The 18,430-nt window shown below is 72.3% G+C and carries 16 protein-coding genes and 1 pseudogene; 10 read left to right on the top strand and 7 right to left on the bottom strand.

The features are described from left to right. Positions 1–27: 27 nt before the first annotated feature. On the bottom strand, positions 28–789 hold the full coding sequence (locus J8M51_RS12750; RefSeq protein WP_086759312.1) for a LysR family substrate-binding domain-containing protein: 762 nt from the start codon (positions 787–789) through the stop codon (positions 28–30). 83 nt (positions 790–872) lie between these two features. Between J8M51_RS12750 and J8M51_RS12745 the strand changes: the two genes are divergently transcribed. Next, complete coding sequence (locus J8M51_RS12745; protein ID WP_086759310.1) at positions 873–1,277, top strand: DUF5997 family protein; 405 nt, start codon at positions 873–875, stop codon at positions 1,275–1,277. A gap of 51 nt (positions 1,278–1,328) precedes the next feature. Further along, positions 1,329–2,891 carry a DUF2336 domain-containing protein gene (locus J8M51_RS12740; protein WP_256965607.1) on the top strand — a complete coding sequence of 521 codons (1,563 nt, stop codon included), beginning with the start codon at positions 1,329–1,331 and terminating at the stop codon, positions 2,889–2,891. 3 nt (positions 2,892–2,894) lie between these two features. Here J8M51_RS12740 and J8M51_RS12735 read toward each other — a convergent pair whose 3' ends face one another. Further along, the gene (locus J8M51_RS12735) at positions 2,895–3,587 is read right to left on the bottom strand and encodes a TetR/AcrR family transcriptional regulator (protein WP_086759308.1); all 693 of its coding nucleotides are present in this window, start codon (positions 3,585–3,587) and stop codon (positions 2,895–2,897) included. Positions 3,588–3,640: 53 nt separating this feature from the next. Here J8M51_RS12735 and J8M51_RS12730 point away from each other — a divergent pair, with 53 nt between their 5' ends. The 6 genes from J8M51_RS12730 to J8M51_RS12705 all read left to right on the top strand — a co-directional run bounded on the left by J8M51_RS12730 (position 3,641) and on the right by J8M51_RS12705 (position 9,707). Continuing rightward, positions 3,641–4,759, top strand: a complete 1,119-nt coding sequence (locus J8M51_RS12730; RefSeq protein WP_086759339.1) for an FAD-dependent oxidoreductase — start codon at positions 3,641–3,643, stop codon at positions 4,757–4,759. Between the two features lie 96 nt (positions 4,760–4,855). Further along, positions 4,856–5,884 carry an N-acetyl-gamma-glutamyl-phosphate reductase gene (gene argC, locus J8M51_RS12725; RefSeq protein WP_086759306.1) on the top strand — a complete coding sequence of 343 codons (1,029 nt, stop codon included), beginning with the start codon at positions 4,856–4,858 and terminating at the stop codon, positions 5,882–5,884. Beyond that, positions 5,881–7,035 (top strand): bifunctional glutamate N-acetyltransferase/amino-acid acetyltransferase ArgJ, encoded by a 1,155-nt coding sequence (gene argJ, locus J8M51_RS12720; RefSeq protein ID WP_086759304.1) that lies wholly within the window; start codon positions 5,881–5,883, stop codon positions 7,033–7,035. The genes argC and argJ overlap by 4 nt, the downstream gene beginning before the upstream one ends. Further along, the gene (gene argB / locus J8M51_RS12715; protein WP_086759302.1) at positions 7,032–7,943 is read left to right on the top strand and encodes an acetylglutamate kinase; all 912 of its coding nucleotides are present in this window, start codon (positions 7,032–7,034) and stop codon (positions 7,941–7,943) included. Before argJ ends, argB begins: the two co-directional genes overlap by 4 nt. Further along, complete coding sequence (locus tag J8M51_RS12710) at positions 7,940–9,157, top strand: acetylornithine transaminase (RefSeq protein WP_086759300.1); 1,218 nt, start codon at positions 7,940–7,942, stop codon at positions 9,155–9,157. The genes argB and J8M51_RS12710 overlap by 4 nt, the downstream gene beginning before the upstream one ends. A 7-nt stretch (positions 9,158–9,164) precedes the next feature. Beyond that, on the top strand, positions 9,165–9,707 hold the full coding sequence (locus J8M51_RS12705) for an arginine repressor (RefSeq protein WP_184896243.1): 543 nt from the start codon (positions 9,165–9,167) through the stop codon (positions 9,705–9,707). Positions 9,708–9,820: 113 nt separating this feature from the next. On the opposite strand, the gene J8M51_RS12700 is transcribed toward J8M51_RS12705, so the two are convergent. The 5 genes and pseudogenes from J8M51_RS12700 to J8M51_RS12680 form a co-directional block, all read right to left on the bottom strand. Further along, positions 9,821–10,615 (bottom strand): FAD:protein FMN transferase, encoded by a 795-nt coding sequence (locus tag J8M51_RS12700; protein WP_086757752.1) that lies wholly within the window; start codon positions 10,613–10,615, stop codon positions 9,821–9,823. 4 nt (positions 10,616–10,619) lie between these two features. Next, positions 10,620–11,714: an FMN-binding protein gene (locus J8M51_RS12695; RefSeq protein WP_086757754.1), complete on the bottom strand. Its 1,095-nt coding sequence runs from the start codon at positions 11,712–11,714 to the stop codon at positions 10,620–10,622. A gap of 193 nt (positions 11,715–11,907) precedes the next feature. After that, positions 11,908–13,245, bottom strand: coding sequence for a ferredoxin reductase family protein (locus J8M51_RS12690; RefSeq protein ID WP_086757758.1), 1,338 nt, complete (start codon positions 13,243–13,245; stop codon positions 11,908–11,910). 190 nt (positions 13,246–13,435) lie between these two features. Beyond that, positions 13,436–14,023 (bottom strand): pyridoxamine 5'-phosphate oxidase family protein, encoded by a 588-nt coding sequence (locus tag J8M51_RS12685; RefSeq protein WP_086757756.1) that lies wholly within the window; start codon positions 14,021–14,023, stop codon positions 13,436–13,438. 633 nt (positions 14,024–14,656) lie between these two features. Then, positions 14,657–15,490 (bottom strand): annotated as a pseudogene (locus J8M51_RS12680) (hypothetical protein); the annotation flags it as partial. A 241-nt stretch (positions 15,491–15,731) separates the two neighbouring features. Between J8M51_RS12680 and argH the strand changes: the two are divergent. Beyond that, positions 15,732–17,162, top strand: coding sequence for an argininosuccinate lyase (gene argH, locus J8M51_RS12675; protein ID WP_086761973.1), 1,431 nt, complete (start codon positions 15,732–15,734; stop codon positions 17,160–17,162). Positions 17,163–17,411: 249 nt separating this feature from the next. Continuing rightward, complete coding sequence (locus J8M51_RS12670) at positions 17,412–18,383, top strand: aldo/keto reductase (RefSeq protein ID WP_216588964.1); 972 nt, start codon at positions 17,412–17,414, stop codon at positions 18,381–18,383. Positions 18,384–18,430: the final 47 nt, after the last annotated feature.

Raw genomic sequence — 18,430 nt, 5'->3', positions numbered from 1 at the left:
TCGCGGGCCTGCGGCCCGAAGCGCTTCTCAGGAGCGGCGGCGGGGCTTTCCTGGCCTGCCGCCGCTCTTCGCGTTCCGCTGGCCCCGGGCTGCCGTGGGCTGGCGGCGGGGGGTGTTCGTCGTGGGGCGCTTGGGCTTCTGTTGGGGCTTCTTCTCCTCCGCGGGCTTGGCGCGGCCCCGCGAGCTGTTGACCGTGCGGCCCCGGACGATGCCGATGAAGTCCTCGACCAGGTCGGTGGTCGCGTCCTGGGGCCAGGAGAGGGCGATGCGGGACTCGGGGGCGTCCGTGACCGGGCGGTAGGTGAGGTCCTTGCGGTGGTGGAGCCGGGCGAGGGACTGCGGCACGACGAGCAGCCCGATCCCGGCCGCCACCAGCTCGATCGCGTCCGCCGTGGTGGCGGGGCGCTCGAACGCGGGCTCCCCCGGGGGGCGCTCCCAGCCGAGGGTGTCGTCCAGCGGGTGCAGGACGACCTCGTCCGCCAGGTCCTCGCAGGTCACCTCCTCGACCGCCGCGACGACGTGGTCCTTGGGGATCACGACCACGGTGGTCTCGGTGTAGAGGGGGATCGCGCTGAGGTCGGTGTCGTCCACGGGCAGCCGTACGAAGCCGGCGTCCGCGCCACGGTCGCGCAGCACACCGAACGCCTCGGTGGCCGTCACCTGGAGCAGGGTCAGGGGGATGTCGGGCAACCGCTCGTTCCAGATCCGCACCCACTTGGTGGGGGTCACTCCCGGGACGTACGCCAACCGGAACGAGGGGGACGAAGAAGGTGCATCCGAGCCTGTCACATGACCAGGCTAACGGGCCGCGGACAGCGGTCCGGTCGGGGACGTGGTCGGCGGTCGTGCGCACGGTCGATACCCTTGACCCCATGACGTCGCACCAGACCGCCCAGACCATGAAGCCCGCCACCGCGGCGAAGAAGCTGGGTGTGTACCTCCAGGCCACCCCCGCGGAGTTCCAGGAGGGCGTCGTCTCGCGTGCCGAGCTGACCGCGCTCCAGACGGACCCGCCCGCCTGGCTGGAGGAGCTGCGCCGCAACGGCCCGCACCCCCGTCCCGTGGTCGCCGAGAAGCTGGGCGTCTCCATCGCGGGGCTCGCCCGCGGCGGAGTCACCGAGGCCCTCACCACCGAGCAGATCGAGGCCCTGAAGCAGGACGGCCCCGAGTGGCTGCGCAAGGAGCGCGCCACCCAGGCCGAGGTCCGCAAGGAAGGCGCCCGCATCAAGAAGCGGAACGCGGAGCGGGCGGCCGAGGCGGACGACCGGCGTTCCTGACCGTCGAAAATCCACGAGCCGTTCGGTGAGCGGCCGGGCAGGATGCCCTCCGTGGACTCTCTCCTGTGCGGGCTCGCCGCCAATCCCGCGCTGCCGTCCGGCCTGCTGGACCGGCTGATCGAGGTGGCGATGGCGGACACCAATGCCGTCTCCGGCGATCCGGCCTTCGACGATCTCGCCTTCGACGATCTCGCCTTCTGCCTCGCCCGCCGCGCGGATCTCAGCCGGGCGCAGGCGGTCGCGCTGGCCTCGCGGGACGAGGGAGCGGGGGTGCGCCTGGCGTACGAAGGCGTGCTGACCACCGCGGACGTCGACCCCACGGCACAACCGCTCGTCGCCCTGGCCCTGCTCGACGAGGGCCGGGGCGACCCGCGATGGGCTCGCCTCCTCGCGGCGGACCCCGTGGTCCGGCACCGCGAGAAGCTGGCCGCCTGCCCCGGCCTGCCCCCGGACGTGGTGGAGACCCTCGCCTCGGACCCCGACACGGAGGTCGTCGCGGAACTGGCCCTGTGGGCCGGGCCGGACGTGGCCGCCCGGCTCGGCGGGCATCCGCATCCCGGGGTCCGCCGCGCGGTGGCGCACAACGAGGCGACGCCCCCGGAGGTCCTGGCGGCCCTCGTCACAGGGTCGGGCCCGGTCCCGGGCGACCCTTGCGACGACTTCCACGGCTCCACCGCGTACGACGTGGTGCGGGCCGCCCTGGCGAACCCGGCCACCCCGGCGGAGGTGGCCGTGCGCTTCACCGACCACCCGTCGACACCGCTGCGCCGGGCGCTCGCCACCCACCCCCGTCTTCCCCCGGAGGCGTACGCACGGCTCGCGGTGGACCCGGCGCCCGGGGTCCGCGCCGACCTCGCCGAGAACCCGGCGGTCGACGGCACCCCGCTCCGCGTGCTGGCCGGCGACCCGGATCCCGACGTACGGCGCCGGGTCGCGCAGCACCCGAGGGTCCCGCTCGACGTGCTCACCGGCCTGGCGGCCACCACCAGGACCGGCGGCACACCGCTGTCCCGGATCGCCGCCGCGACGGCGGCCGAGGTCCAGGGGCTGGCGCGGTCGCCGCAGGCCGTCGTACGCATGCTCCTGGCCCGGCGGCGTGATCTGCCGGCCGGGATCCGGGACGCGCTGGCCGACGACCCCGACGCCCAGGTGGTCAGCGCCGTCGCCTCGCACCCCGGCCTCTCCGAGACCCGGCTGCACGCCATGGTCGACCGGCTCGGCGTCCAGGTCCTCACCGGGGTGGCGGCCAATCCGGACGCGACCCCGGCGCTCCTGGAGCGTGTGGCCCGGCACCGGCCACCGGTACGGAAGGCGCTCCGCGAGGTCGCCCGGCATCCCCGGGCGACCGCCCCGGCGCTCCTGTCCTGTCTGACGGACGACCGGGCACGGCCCCTCGCCGCCGCTCACTCGGCCCTCCCGCCGGCGATCGTCGTGGAACTGCTCTCCGACACCGACGAGCAGGTGGCGCAGGCCGCGGCTGCCAACCCCGCGCTCCCCCTCACGGCGATGCCGCGACTGCTGGGACGGCACACCGGGGCGAGCCGGCCCCAGCGGTGGTCACCGAAGCGGTCACAAGCAAGCACCGATGGCACGGACGCCTCGTGCCGCCCCTGACTCTCACACCGGCGGCCGGTCGAGTTTCGTGGCGACGGCGTCGAGGACCCACTCCAGGCCGGTCGAGAACGAGGTCCCGGCGTCCACGTCCGTGCCGTCGTGCACGGCCCTGGCCAGCGCCGGGAAGCGGCCCGTGGCCAGCATTCTCGTCACATGGGGGCCGTGGGCGCGCTGCCAGTCGCGCTCGGACAGGCCGGTGGCGCGCTCGGCCCGCAGGTGCGCGATCTCGCGTCTGATGGCGCCGGTGAAGTAGGCGCCGACGGTCTCCACGGCACGCATGACGGTGTCGACGTCGGCGTGACCGTCGAGGGCGGCCAGCGTGGCCTCGGTCACGGCGAGGCCGTTCGGACCCAGGGTCGGGCGGTTGCCGAGCAGGTCGGCCAGCCACTCATGCCGGAGAGCGGTCTCTCTGGTGCGGTGGGCGAGGACGCGCAGTGCCTCTCGCCAGTCGCCGGCCCGCTCCTCGGGGAGGATCTCGGCCTGGACCTCGTCCACCATGAGGTCGAACAGCTCCTCCTTGGTGGAGATGAAGCCGTACAGCCGCATCGGGCCGGCGTCGAGCCGGGCGGCGACCTTACGCAGTGACACCGCCTCCAGCCCGCCCTCGTCGGCCAGCGCGACGGCGGCGGCGACGATCCGCTCCCGGTCGAGCGGCACGGGGCGGGTCGGCGGCTCCGGTCGGTCCCAGACAGTCATGGCCCCACCGTACTGTTGCGATACGTTGTCATGGAGCAATGCAGTGTATCGACATGAGACACCGCATCGCCGTGGTCGGGAGCGGTCCGGCCGGCCTCACCTTCGCCCGCGTCCTGCACCGCCACGGCCTTCCCGCCGTCGTCCTGGAGCGCGATCCCGCCCCCGACGCCCGTCCGCCGGGCGGCACCTTGGACCTCCACGAGGGGCTGGGGCAACTCGCGCTGGAGAAGGCGGGGTTGCTGGCGGAGTTCGAGGCGCTGTCCCGTCCCGAGGGGCAGGCCATGCGCATCCTGGACCCGGACGGGACCGTCCTGCGCGACTGGCGACCCGGTCCGGACGACCGGGCCAACCCCGAGATCGACCGCCGGCACCTCCGTGACCTGCTGCTCGGCCCGCTCGACGTCCGATGGGGGCAGGGCGTGGCACGGGTGGTGCCGGGAACCGGGGACGGCGTACGGGTCCACTTCACGGACGGGCGGCAGGAGACGTTCGACCTCGTCGTCGGTGCGGACGGTGCCTGGTCCCGGGTCCGCCCGGCGGTCTCGGCGGCGACACCGCACTACACCGGCGTCACCTCGGTCGAGACCTCCCTCGACGACGTCGACACCCGCCATCCCGGCCTCGCCCGGCTGATCGGCGACGGTTCCGTGGCCGTGTACGGCGTGAACCGCTCCCTCGTCGCCCAGCGCAACAGCGGCGGCCACGTCAAGGTGTACGCCAAGTTCCGCGCGCCGCTGGACTGGCACGAGAGCCTGGACCCGGCCGATGCCGAGGCCGTGCGATCGGGCCTGCTCGCGCTGTTCGACGGCTGGGCCGCCCCCGTCCTCGACCTCCTCCGCCACGGCGCCGCCTTCGTCCACCGCCCCTTCCACGCCCTGCCCGTCGCCCACACCTGGACCCATGTCCCCGGAGTGACACTCCTGGGCGACGCCGCCCATCTGATGCCCCCCTTGGGAGCGGGCGCGAACCTCGCGATGCTGGACGGCGCCGAACTCGCCGAGTCCCTCGCCGCCGCGCCCGGGGATCCGGACGACGTGGTCCGCGCCCACGAGGAGCGGATGTGGTCACGGGCCGGCAGATGGGCGAGGATCACGACAGCCGGTCTGGACCGCCTCGTGAGCCCGGACCCCGCCGAAGCCCTCGCCCTCTTCGACGAGGTCCAGCCCGCCTGAACGCCGGGCACGTCGGCGGCCCGCGCACGGCACCCTCCACAGATTGCATAAACGTGCAGCGAAACGTATAGTCATGCCATCCAGGAGGAGGGTTCCATGGCGGTACGTGTGGCGGTGGCGGGAGCGAGTGGTTACGCGGGCGGCGAAGTGCTGCGCCTGCTGCTCGCGCACCCCGAGGTCGAGATCGGTGCACTGACCGGCAACTCCAACGCGGGCCAACGCCTGGGCGGACTCCAGCCGCATCTGCTGCCGCTGGCCGACCGGGTGCTCGAGGAGACGACCGCCGAGGTGCTCGCGGGACATGATGTCGTGTTCCTCGCGCTGCCGCACGGGCAGTCCGCCGCCGTGGCCGAGCAGCTCGGCCCGGAGGTGCTCGTCGTCGACATGGGCGCCGACTTCCGGCTGAGGGACGCGGCCGACTGGGAGCGGTTCTACGGCTCCCCGCACGCCGGGACCTGGCCCTACGGCCTCCCCGAACTGCCGGGTGCCCGCGCCGCGCTGGAGGGGTCCAAGCGCATCGCGGTACCCGGTTGCTACCCCACGGCCGTCACCCTCGCCCTGTTCCCGGCATACGCGGCGGACCTCGCCGAGCACGAGGCCGTGATCGTCGCCGCCTCCGGCACCTCCGGCGCGGGCAAGGCGGCCAAACCGCATCTGCTGGGCTCCGAGGTCATGGGCTCCATGTCCCCGTACGGCGTCGGCGGCGGCCACCGGCACACCCCCGAGATGATGCAGAACCTCGGCGGCGTCGCCGGTGAGCCGGTCACCGTGTCCTTCACGCCGACCCTCGCGCCCATGCCCCGCGGCATCCTCGCCACATGCAGCGCCAAGGCCCGACCCGGCGTGACCGCCGAGTCCGTGCGCGCCGCGTACGAGAAGGCCTTCGCCGACGAGCCGTTCGTCCACCTCCTGCCCGAGGGGCGGTGGCCCGCCACGGCGTCCGTCTACGGTTCCAACGCGGTTCAGGTGCAGGTTGCGTTCGACGAGGCCGCGGGCAGGATCATCGCGATCAGCGCCATCGACAACCTCACCAAGGGCACCGCCGGCGGCGCCCTCCAGAGCATGAACATCGCCCTCGGACTCGACGAGACGACGGGGCTTTCCACGATCGGAGTCGCACCGTGAGCGTGACGGCAGCCAAGGGATTCACGGCGGCGGGCATCGCCGCCGGAATCAAGGAGAACGGCAACCCGGACCTGGCCCTCGTGGTCAACACCGGGCCCCGCCTCGCCGCCGCGGGCGTCTTCACCTCCAACCGCGTCAAAGCCGCGCCGGTCCTGTGGTCCGAGCAGGTCCTCAAGGGCGGCCGGGTCTCCGCCGTCGTCCTCAACTCCGGTGGCGCCAACGCCTGTACGGGCCCCAAGGGCTTCCAGGACACCCACGCCACCGCCGAGAAGGCCGCCGAGGTCCTCGACGGGCACAGCGCGGGCGAGATCGCCGTCGCCTCCACCGGCCTCATCGGCGTACTCCTGCCCATGGACAAGCTGCTCCCCGGGGTGGAGAAGGCCGCCGCGCAGCTCTCCGAGCACGGCGGCGAGAAGGCCGCCATCGCCATCAAGACCACCGACACCGTGCACAAGACGTCCGTCGTGACCAAGGACGGCTGGACGGTCGGCGGTATGGCGAAGGGCGCGGGCATGCTCGCCCCCGGCCTCGCCACCATGCTCGTCGTCCTCACCACCGACGCCGACCTGGACAGCGACGTGCTCGACGGTGCCCTGCGGGCCGCCACCCGCACCACCTTCGACCGCGTCGACTCCGACGGCTGCATGTCCACCAACGACACCGTGCTGCTGCTCGCCTCCGGCGCCTCCGAAGTCGCCCCGGACCACGCCGAGTTCGCGGAAGCCGTACGCCAGGTCTGCGACGACCTCGGACAGCAGCTGATCCGGGACGCCGAGGGCGCCAGCAAGGACATCAGGATCGAGGTCGTGAACGCCGCGACCGAGGACGACGCCGTCGAGGTGGGCCGCTCCATCGCCCGCAACAACCTCCTCAAGTGCGCCCTGCACGGCGAGGACCCCAACTGGGGCCGCGTCCTGTCCGCCATCGGCACCACGTCCGCCGCCTTCGAGGCCGACCGGCTCAACGTCGCCATCAACGGCGTCTGGGTCTGCAAGAACGGCGGCGTCGGCGAGGACCGCGACCAGGTCGACATGCGCTACCGCGAGGTGCACATCGTCGCCGACCTCGCCGCCGGGTCCGAGACCGCCACCATCTGGACCAACGACCTCACCGCCGACTACGTCCACGAGAACAGCGCCTACTCCTCATGAGCACCACGCGGAAGCACACCGCTCTCCCCAAGGCGCAGATCCTCATCGAGGCGCTGCCCTGGCTGACCCGTCACAACGGCAGGACGGTCGTCATCAAGTTCGGCGGCAACGCCATGATCGACGAGGACCTCAAGGCCGCCTTCGCCCAGGACGTCGTCTTCCTGCGGCACGCCGGCCTCAACGTCGTCGTCGTGCACGGCGGCGGCCCGCAGATCAGCGCCGCCCTCGACCGGCACGGCATCGTCAGCGAGTTCAAGGCGGGTCTGCGCGTCACCACCGAGGACGCCATGGACGTCGTACGCATGGTGCTCGCCGGACAGGTGCAGCGTGAGCTGGTCGGGCTGCTCAACCAGCACGGACCGCTCGCCGTCGGACTGACCGGCGAGGACGCGCACACCATCACCGCCACCAAGCACCAGCCCGAGATCGACGGCGAGTTGGTCGACATCGGGCGGGTGGGCGAGATCACCTCGATCGACACGGGCGCGATCGAGGCACTGCTCGCCGACGGCCGCATCCCGGTCGTCTCCTCGATCGCCCGTAGCCAGGACGACGGACATGTCTACAACGTCAATGCTGATACGGCGGCTGCGGCACTCGCTGCTGCTCTGGGCGCCGAGACGCTCATGGTCCTCACGGACGTCGAAGGTCTCTATGAGGACTGGCCGCACAGCGACGAGGTGATCAGCCGCCTCACCGCTTCCCAACTGGAGAAACTGCTGCCGGAGTTGTCCTCCGGCATGGTGCCGAAGATGCAGGGCTGCCTGCACGCCGTGTGCAACGGCGTGCAGACGGCCCGCGTCATCGACGGCCGGGTCCAGCACTCGATCCTGCTGGAGATCTTCACCGACGAGGGCATCGGCACGATGGTCGTGCCCGACGCCGACCAAGAGGGGGACGCCGCATGACCGCGAACACCGAGCTGACCCGGCGCTGGCAGGGCTCGCTCATGAACAACTACGGCACCCCGAAGCTCTCCCTGGTCCGCGGCACGGGCTCCCGGGTGTGGGACGCCGACGGCAAGGAGTACGTCGACTACGTCGGCGGTATCGCGGTCAACGCCCTCGGCCACGCCCACCCGGCGATCGTCGAGGCCGTCAGCAACCAGATCGCCTCCCTCGGCCATGTCTCCAACCTGTTCGTCGCCGAGCCGCCCGTCGCCCTCGCCGAACGGCTCCTGGAGCACTTCGGGCGCGACGGCAAGGTCTTCTTCTGCAACTCGGGCGCCGAGGCCAACGAGGGCGCCTTCAAGATCGGCCGGCTGACCGGGCGGACCCATATGGTCGCCACCCAGGGCGCCTTCCACGGCCGCACCATGGGCGCCCTCGCCCTCACCGGGCAGCCCGGCAAGCAGACCGGCTTCCACCCGCTGCCCGGCGACGTCACCCACGTCCCCTACGGCGACGCGCAGGCCCTGGCCGCCGCGGTCACCGAGGAGACCGCCCTCGTCATCATCGAGCCCGTCCAGGGCGAGAAGGGCGTCGTCGTCCCGCCGCCCGGCTATCTCAAGGCCGCGCGCGCCATCACGGCCGCCACCGGCTCGCTGCTGGTCCTCGACGAGGTGCAGACCGGCATCGGCCGGACCGGCCACTGGTTCGAGTACCAGGCGCACGAGGGCGTCCTGCCGGACGTCGTCACCCTCGCCAAGGGCATCGGCGGCGGACTGCCGCTCGCCGCGACCGTCGCCTTCGGCCGCGCCGCCGACCTGCTCCAGCCCGGACACCACGGGACGACCTTCGGGGGCAACCCGGTCGCCTGCGCCGCCGGACTCGCCGTTCTGGAGACCATCCGGGCGGAAGGGCTGCTGGAGAACGTCAAGCGGCAGAGCGAGAAGCTGCGGAACGGAATCGAGTCCCTCGGCGACCCGATGATCGACCATGTCCGTGGCGCGGGCCTGCTGCTGGGTATCGTGCTCACCGAGCCACTCGCGCCCCTGGCGCAACAGGCCGCTCAGGACGCCGGTTTCCTGGTGAACGCGCCCGCCCCCGATGTCGTACGGCTGATGCCGGCGCTCAATATCGGTGACGTGGAGGTGGACGCCCTCCTCCAGGCGCTGCCCGGCATCCTCGACGCGGCGCGGGCGGCGCACGAAGCCAGCGGGGACGGACGAGCCGGAGAATGAGACGACGATGAGCCAGGCGCAGGAGCACGACCAGGCGGGGCCCGCCGTACCGCAGACCCGCACCGCACGCCACCGGCGGATCGTGGACATCCTCAACCGGCAACCGGTGCGCTCGCAGAGCCAGTTGGCGAAGCTGCTGTCCGACGACGGCCTGAGCGTCACCCAGGCGACGCTCAGCCGGGACCTGGACGAGCTGAACGCGGTGAAGATCCGCAACACCGACGGCGACCTGATCTACGCGGTGCCGAGCGAGGGGGGTTTCCGGACCCCCCGGGCGCCGCTGGGGGAGTCGGCGAAGGAGGAGCGGATGCGGCGGCTCTCCGCGGAGCTGCTGATCTCCGCGGAGGCCTCGGCGAACCTGGTGGTGCTCCGGACCCCGCCGGGCGCGGCCCAGTTCCTCGCCTCGGCCATCGACCAGGCAGAACTGCACGACATCCTGGGGACGATCGCGGGCGACGACACGCTGCTGCTGATCAGCCGGGATCCGGTGGGCGGGCAGGCGCTGGCGGACCATCTGCTGCGGCTGGCCCAGAACGGCAACGGCCACTGAAGGAGTGCGTTTCGCGGGGAGGCCGGCCGCGGGTCCGCCGTGGCCGGCCGCGCCGTTCCCCGCGCCCCTGAAAAGGACGGGCCGCGCCCGCCTTTCGCCGGTCGGCGGCCCGCTCAGCCCAGCCGCGCCGCCAACCCTCCCGTGCAACGGACCTCGTCGCCCGCCGTGATCAGCAGGGCCTCGGCGTCGTCCAGGGACTCCAGCCAGGCCAGGCCCTCGCGGGAGCCCATGGCGAAGGCGGCGGTGGCCCAGCAGTCGGCCCAGGTGAGGCTGGGGGCCACGACCGTCACCGAGACCAGGTCCGTCACGGCGGACTTTCGGGTGCGCGGGTCGACGATATGGGCGCCCCGCTCCGCCGTCCCCGACGTGGCGACGGCGAGCCGGTCCGCACCGGCCGCCGTGACGACGGCCGCCAGCCCCCCGGGCCGCAGGGGATCGGCCACCCCGACCCGCCACGGCCGCTCGGGGCCGGGCACACCGCACAGCTGCACGTCACCGCCGCCGTTGACGCTCACCCCGACCGCGCCCGCCTCGACCAGCCGCTGGGCCGCCCGCTCGGTGGCCCACCCCTTCACCAGTCCCGTCGGGTCGAAGCGGCCCTCGTACGTCGCGCTGAACCAGCCGTGGCTCGACCGCTCGGCCTCGGCGCACAGCCGGAGTACCTCACCGACCTCGGGACCGCACTCCTCGATCGTCACCTCACCCCGGTCGAGCCGGGAGATCTGGCTGTTCTCGCGGTAGGTGCTGAACACCTCGTCCACGGTGTGGAGCCCGGCCACCGCCTCCGCGAGCGCGGCCCTGACCACTTCGGGCTCGCCTCCCCGCACGTCGAACGAGAAGACGGTGCCCATGACCTCCTCGACGTGCCGCAGCTGGGCGGGCGCGGCGGCCCCGGCGGGTTCGGCCACCGGATCAGCCGGCCTGGTCCAGGGCGGACTGGAGGGACTGCTTGTAGCCACCGCTGGTGTAAGTGGCGCCCGAGACAGCATCGATGTCAGCGCTCCCTGCCGAGACGGCGTTCTTGTTGAGCTGGGGGATGGCGGTACCGCTGATCTGGGTGGACCGGCCACCGCTGGGCTGCTGCAGGGCCTCGGCATTGGTGACCTTGCCGTCGGTGACCGTCACACGGACCTGGACCGGCCCGTAGTCGGTCTGGATGGCGGAGCCGGTCAGCACCTGGGTGCCCGTCGCCTGCCCGGCCCCGGAGCCCGCCGCGTCCCCGCCGTCCTCGGCGCCGCCGCCCGCGTCCTGCGAGCCGCCCGCCTCGACCTCGGTGCCCGTGCCCTGGCCGCTGCCGGCCTGGTCCAGGGCGGACTGGAGGGACTCCTTGTAGCCGGCGCTGGTGTAGGTCGCGCCCGACACGGCGTCGATCTCGGCGCTGCCCGCCGCCACGGCCGCCTGGTTGAGCTTGGGCACCGAGTCGGCGGTGACCTGGGTGGACCGGCCGCCGCTCGGCGCCTGGACGGCCTCCGCGCCGGTGATCTTGCCGCCGGCGACCGTGATCCGGACCTGCACCGGCCCGTAGTCGGTCTGCACGGTCGTACCCGTGAGCACCTGCGCGCCGCCGCCCTGGCCGCTGCCGGCCTGGTCCAGGGCGGACTGGAGGGACTCCTTGTAGCCGGCGCTGGTGTAGGTCGCGCCCGAGACCGCGTCGATCTCGGCGCTGCCCGCCGCCACGGCCGCCTGGTTGAGCTGGGGGATGGCGGTGCCGCTGATCTGGGTGGACCGGCCGCCGCTGGGCTGCTGGACGGCCTCGGCGCCGGTGATCTTGCCGCCGTCGACGGTGATCCGGACCTGCACCGGGCCGTACTCGGTCTCGACGGCGGTACCCGTCAGGGTCTGCGCCCCGGCCGCCACCCCGCCCTGTGCCGAAGGCGCGCCCCCGGCCGCTCCGGCCTGTACCGAACCGGCGTCCGAGGCCGGCTTCAGCGACAGCAACAGCACGATGCCGGACACGGTGGCGGCGGTGGCGAGCAGGGTCCGCCGGATGGGGTGGCTCTTCTTCATCGCTCCTTCAGCTCCTGAAGTGTGAAGTCTCGCGGGGGAGTTCCCGGGGGCGAACCCGTGGGAATCCCATGGCCAGAAGTCGGGGTGGGAGGTCGCGGGGACCTGCGGCTGGGACGGTCGTGCGGGTGGACCCGGGGTTCCGGTGGGCCCGGAGTCCCGGTCGGGTGGGACCGGCGCGGTGCGGTCCCGTCGCTCACATCTCGAACGACTCGTGGTGGATACGGCGGGTCGGTACGCCCGCGCCGCGCAGCGCCTCGAACACACCCTGGGAGAATCCGGGCGGCCCGCACAGGAAGACGTCGTGGCTCTCGATGTCCGGGATCTTGCGGCGCAGGGAGTCGGGCGAGATGTCCGGGCGCTCGCCCTCCGGGCTGTTCACCGCGTACATCAGCCGCGCCCCGCGCTCCTCGGCGATCTGCGCGAGCTCGTCCCACAGCGCCAGGTCCTGGGTGGTGTTGGCCCGGTAGAGCAGGGTCAGGTCGCCGGCCGCGCCGGGCAGCGTCTCGAACAGGGCTCTCATCGGGGTGATGCCCACCCCGCCGGCCACCAGCAGCACCTTGCCCCGGCTGCGCTTGCCGGCCGTGAGCGCCCCGTACGGGCCCTCGGCCCAGACCCGGACGCCGGGCTCCAGATCGCGCAGGGCCGAGCTGTGGTCACCGATCGCCTTGACCGTGATGCGCAGCATGTTGGGGCGGGGCGCCGCCGAGAGCGAGTACGGGTGTGAGCTGAACCGCATGCCCGGCGCGAGGAACCGCCAGCGGAAGAACTGCCCGGCCTCCGCGCCCATCCGGTGCAGCTTGCGCCCGCTCATCAGCACGGAGACGATGCCGGGCGACTCCTCGATGACCGCCTCGACCCGCAGCCGGTGCTTCATGTTCAGCTTGATCGGGCAGATGATCCGGTACCAGACCACCAGCGCGGTCACCGCCCCGTACAGCCCGTACCAGGCGGTCTTCGCGGCCGGTGTGGCGGCGAACTCGTTGCCGGTGGTGATCTGGTGCCAGAACGTCAGGAACGTGGCCGCGTACGTCAGCAGGTGCGTGTGGTACCAGAGGTCGTAGGGGATCCGCTTGCGCACCGGGCCGATCGAGATGAGCCCGATGAACACCAGCAGACCGGTGCCGATGGCGGCCTTGCCCATGTCCGGCAGCTGGTTGATGGAGTCGATGGTCTGCTGCAGGATCGCGGTGTGGGTCAGACCGGCCTGCAGGGCGTACCCGTACATCGTGAGGACGACGTGCGCGACGACCAGGCAGAGCGTGTAGCGGCCGGTCATCGCGTGCCAGCGGGCCACCCGGTCGGAGCCGACCCGGCGCTCCAGCGCGGGCACCCGGGCCATCTGGAGCACCACCAGGGCCATCAGGTACCCGCCGAGCAGACCGGTGATCCGCCCGGCGTTGACCATCTTGCTGCCCTGGTCCGCGATGGACGGTGTGTTGTCCCACCACAGCCACACCACCGCGGCCGCGCCCGCCCAGAAGGCGATCAGCAGCGGGACGGCGGGAGAACGACGAGGGCGGATGCGGCGCATCGTCTGGCGGCGCGCGGCGCGACCTCCGGCGATCGTGGACACGGTTCCTCCGTGGTGGGCTGGACCCTTGGCCCACACGTACGTGCTGGGAGTGCCGCGTGTTCAAAGATGTGTACAACTGCCTTGCGGAACGCGTGGTACCGGGTGCGATGCCCGACGCCGGCCGCGCGTCCCGCTTCGGCGGACACCGTCAGAGGGCCGAGGGGGGCAGCGGCAGGGGGAGTCCCGGCAGTCCGTCCAGGCTGGTCGCGATGTGTTCCTTGGAGGCGAAGTAGGCGCTGAGCGAGTCGTCGTCCTCGCGTGCGAAGCGCCGGCCGTGCAGGTCGCGGTCCTCCTCGTACGCCATGAACGGCACGGAGTAGCCGCAGCTGTCGCGGATCCGCCGGGCGTGGACCACGACGATCGCGCGCAGTCCGTGGGCGGTGGGGTCGATGTCGGGGAAGCGGGCCAGGAGTCCCGCGAACCGCGGGTCGTCGCGCAGGACGGCCTCGCCGGTGCCGTGCACCCGCACGATGTTCGGCGGGCCCTGGAAGGCGCACCACATCAGGGTGATCCGGCCGTTCTCGCGCAGATGCGCGATGGTCTCCGCGTTGGACCCGGCGAAGTCCAGGTAGGCGACGGTCAGTTCGTCGAGGATCGCGAACGAGCCCTTGAGGCCCTTGGGGGAGAGGTTGACCGTGCCGTCGCCGGACAGCGGCGCGGTCGCGGTGAAGAAGAGGGGCTGGGCCTCGATGAACGTACGCAGGCGGCCGTCGATGCGCTCATAAGTCTTTCCCATGTCTAACGATTATCGACGGAAACGCTTCGTCTGTCTAAGGATTTGGCCCGGCTCCGGGGGCCGGGCCCGGAAAACACGGATTCCGGGTGGGTCCCATCGCTGGGATCCACCCGGAACCAGGTCTTCCATGGCCGCCCCGGCCGGCGCGCGGGGCGGCCACGGCCCCTGTCACCCGCTGGGGGCGCAGGAGGTCACTCCGATCGAGTCCGTGGACTACTGGTTGAGCTGGCAGGGGGCGAGGGCTTCGAGGCCCTCGGGCTTGGCGGCGGCGCGGCCGATGGCGGTCTCGATGCGGTTCAGCGCGGCGACGCGCTTGTCCTCCAGCGGGCCGAGGATGGCGTTGTCGACGAAGTTCGGGCCGCCCTGGCCGACGGTGTCGATGAGGCGCTGGTTGGCCTCCTGGATCTGCGTGTCGAGGAGGGCCAGGTTGCGGTCGACCTCGGCCTGCGCGGAGGCCGGGATCGCGGGCAGGCTGCCCTCGACGGCCGGGCAGGAGATGGTGCCCGCGGCACCGGCGTTGCCCGCGTCGGCGGCACCCTCGTCGGCGCCCGCGCCGGCTTCCTCGCCCGCACCGGCCTCGGCGCCCGCCTCGGCACCGGCGTCCGCCTGCTCACCGGCACCGGCGGCGGCGCCCTCGTTCAGCTCGCAGGGGGCGAGGGCTTCGAGGCCCTCGGGCTTGGCGGCGGCGCGGCCGATGGCGGTCTCGATGCGGTTCAGCGTCGCGACGCGCTTGTCCTCCAGCGGGCCGAGGATGGCGTTCTGGACGAAGTTGGCGCCGCCCTGGCCGACGGTGTCGATGAGGCGCTGGTTGGCCTCCTGGATCTGCGTGTCGAGGAGGGCCAGGTTGCGGTCGACCTCGGCCTGCGCGGAGGCCGGGATCGCGGGCAGGCTGCCCTCGACTGCCGGGCAGGAGATGGTGCCCGGGGCACCCGCGTTGCCCGCGTCCCCGGCGTCGGCGCCCGCGCCCGCGTCGGCGGCCCCGCCCGCGGCAGCCCCGGTCTCCTGGCCGGCGCCCGCGGCGCCGCCCTGGTTGAGCTGGCAGGGGGCGAGGGCTTCGAGGCCCTCGGGCTTGGCGGCGGCGCGGCCGATGGCGGTCTCGATGCGGTTCAGCGCGGCGACGCGCTTGTCCTCCAGCGGGCCGAGGATGGCGTTCTGGACGAAGTTCGGGCCGCCCTGGCCGACCGTGTCGATGAGGCGCTGGTTGGCCTCCTGGATCTGGGTCTGCAGCTGGGCGAGATTGCGGTCGACCTCGGCCTGCGCGGACGCCGGGATCGCCGGCAGGCTGCCCTCGACGGCCGGGCAGGAGATGGTGCCGGGAGAGGCGGCCCCCGCCGCGTCCTGGCCGTTGTCGGCACCCTCACCGGCAAGAGCGGAACCCGCGATGACCGCTCCGGAGAGCACGACAGCGGCGGCGCCGCCGATGATCCCTACGCGACGCTTGTTGTACTTCGGAAGAGCCCTGGACATGCGGATGCCTCACTAGGGTCGGGTGTGGTCGTCGTTTACAAACGCGGCGCCTGCGTTCGGGGAGAGTTACGGGTAAGCGGTTTCGTTTGTTCAAACCTTTCTCCGCATCTCTCAAAGTTCTCCCAGATTGACGATTCATGCAGAGTTCTGCATAATCATGCATGGCGGATCGTAGATGGCAGATCACGCAGGGCAGCGCACACGGTGTGAGGCCGACCGACCCTCTCTAGGAGCAACGCGAGTGAGCAGCAACAGCGGTGACGTACGGCTCTGGGGCGCCCGTTTCGCCGACGGTCCCGCCGAGGCCCTGGCGAAGCTGTCCGCGTCCGTCCACTTCGACTGGCGGCTGGCCCCGTACGACATCGCGGGCTCCCGCGCCCACGCGCGCGTGCTGCACAAGGCGGGCCTGCTCACCGAGGACGAGCTGACCCGGATGATCGCGGGTCTCGACCAGCTCGAAACGGACGTGGCCTCGGGCGAGTTCGTCGGCACGGTCGCCGACGAGGACGTGCACACCGCCCTGGAGCGCGGTCTCCTGGAGCGCCTCGGCCCCGACCTCGGCGGCAAGCTGCGCGCCGGCCGGTCCCGCAACGACCAGGTCGCCACCCTCTTCCGGATGTACCTGCGCGACCACGCCCGCACGGTCGGCGGCCTGATCGCCGACCTCCAGGACGCGCTGATCGGCCTGGCCGAGGCCCACCCCGACGTCGCGATGCCCGGCCGCACCCACCTCCAGCACGCCCAGCCGGTCCTCTTCGCCCACCATGTCCTCGCGCACGTCCAGTCCCTGTCCCGGGACGCGGAGCGGCTGCGCCAGTGGGACGAGCGCACGGCCGTCTCCCCGTACGGCTCCGGCGCCCTCGCGGGCTCCTCCCTGGGCCTGGACCCGGAGGCCGTCGCGAAGGACCTGGGCTTCGAGCACGGCAGCTCGGCGAACTCCATCGACGGCACGGCCTCCCGTGACTTCGTCGCCGAGTTCGCCTTCATCACCGCGATGATCGGCGTGAACCTCTCCCGGATCGCCGAGGAGGTCATCATCTGGAACACGAAGGAGTTCTCCTTCGTCACCCTCCACGACGCGTTCTCCACGGGCTCGTCGATCATGCCGCAGAAGAAGAACCCGGACATCGCGGAGCTGGCGCGCGGCAAGTCCGGCCGTCTGATCGGCAACCTCACGGGCCTGATGGCCACGCTGAAGGCGCTCCCGCTGGCCTACAACCGCGACCTCCAGGAGGACAAGGAGCCGGTCTTCGACTCCATCGACCAGCTGGAGATCCTGCTCCCCGCCTTCACCGGCATGATGGCCACCCTCACCGTCCACCGCGAGCGCATGGAGGAACTGGCCCCCGCCGGCTTCTCCCTCGCCACCGACGTCGCCGAGTGGCTCGTCAAGCAGGGCGTCCCCTTCCGCGTCGCCCACGAGGTCGCCGGTGAGTGCGTCAAGGCCGCCGAGGCCGAGAACAAGGAATTGAACGACCTGACGGACGACCAGTTCGCCAAGATCTCCTCCCACCTCACCCCCGAGGTCCGCACGGTCCTCAACGTCCCCGGCGCCCTCGCCTCCCGCAACGGCCGAGGCGGCACGGCCCCGAGCGCGGTGGCGATCCAACTGGCCGACATCAAGAAGGACGTGGCGATCCAGCACACGTGGGCAACGGCAAAGAAGAGCTGAGCCGAAGCGCCCCGAAAGGGGCGCGGGGAACTGCGCGACCAGCCCCCACCGAACCCGCACGTACCCACCCACCCCGGCGCGGAGCGCGAATAGATGGGGGCCGAAGGGGCGCAGCCCTTGGGGGATGGGACGGGTAGGGGCGGCGGGGGCGAACAACTCCCCGCCCCACCCTCCCCACCCCACCCCACGAAGGTCATCGAGGGTTACGTTGGTCGGAAGCCCCAAGGATCCGACCGAACGGAGCCCGCGATGCCCTTCGCCCGACTGGCCGCAGCCACCACCCCCACCTGCCACATCGGTTTCGGCCTCGCCGCAGTCGCCCGCCCCGGCTACATCACCCTCGACCGCGACACCGACCTCGGCGAGACCCGCACCGTCGAGGCCCTGCGCACCCGCACCCACGAACTCCTCGACGCCGCCTACGCCCAGGGCGTCCGCTACTTCGACGCGGCCCGCTCCTACGGCCTCTCCGAGGAGTTCCTCGCCGGCTGGCTCACCGCCCGCCCCGGCCTCGACGACGTGGTCATCGGCAGCAAATGGGGCTACACCTACACCGCCGACTGGACCACCGACGCCGAGCAGCACGAGGTCAAGGACCACACCCTCCCGACGTACGAGCGTCAGCGCGCCGAGACCGCCGACCTGCTCGGCGACCGCCTCGATCTCTACCAGATCCACTCGGTGACCCCAGACAGCCCGGCCCTCACCGACAAGGAACTCCACGCCAGGCTGGCGGAGGCCGCCGCCCAGGGTGTCACCATCGGCTTCTCCACCAGCGGCCCGGCCCAGGCGGACGCCATCCGCACCGCCCTCACCGTGACCGTCGACGGCGAACCCCTCTTCCGTACCGTCCAGTCGACGTACAACGCGCTGGAGACCTCCGCCGCCCCCGCCCTCGCCGAGGCGCACGACGCCGGTCTGACCGTGATCGTCAAGGAGGGCATGGCCAACGGCCGGCTCGCGGGCCCGCACGCCCCGGACGCGCTCAGGGCCGTGGCCGAACGGACGGGCCTCGGCTGCGACGCGGTCGCCCTCGCGGTCGTCCTGCGACAGCCGTGGGCGGGCGTCGTCCTCTCCGGTGCGGCCACGGTCAACCAGCTCGCCTCCAACCTGCACGCGGCGGTCGTCGACCTCGACGACGACCAGCTGGCCCGTCTGGCGGACCTCGCCGAGGACCCGCGCACGTACTGGGAGAAGCGCGGCAGCCTCCCCTGGCACTGACCCGCCCGGAGGCACCCCTCTGACCTCCCAGTCCTGACACATCCATG

The sequence above is a fragment of the Streptomyces griseiscabiei genome (genome assembly GCF_020010925.1).
Lineage (GTDB): Bacteria > Actinomycetota > Actinomycetes > Streptomycetales > Streptomycetaceae > Streptomyces > Streptomyces griseiscabiei.
The sequence above is the reverse complement of the archived record's forward strand: the minus strand, read 5'-3'. Positions and strand labels throughout refer to the sequence as shown.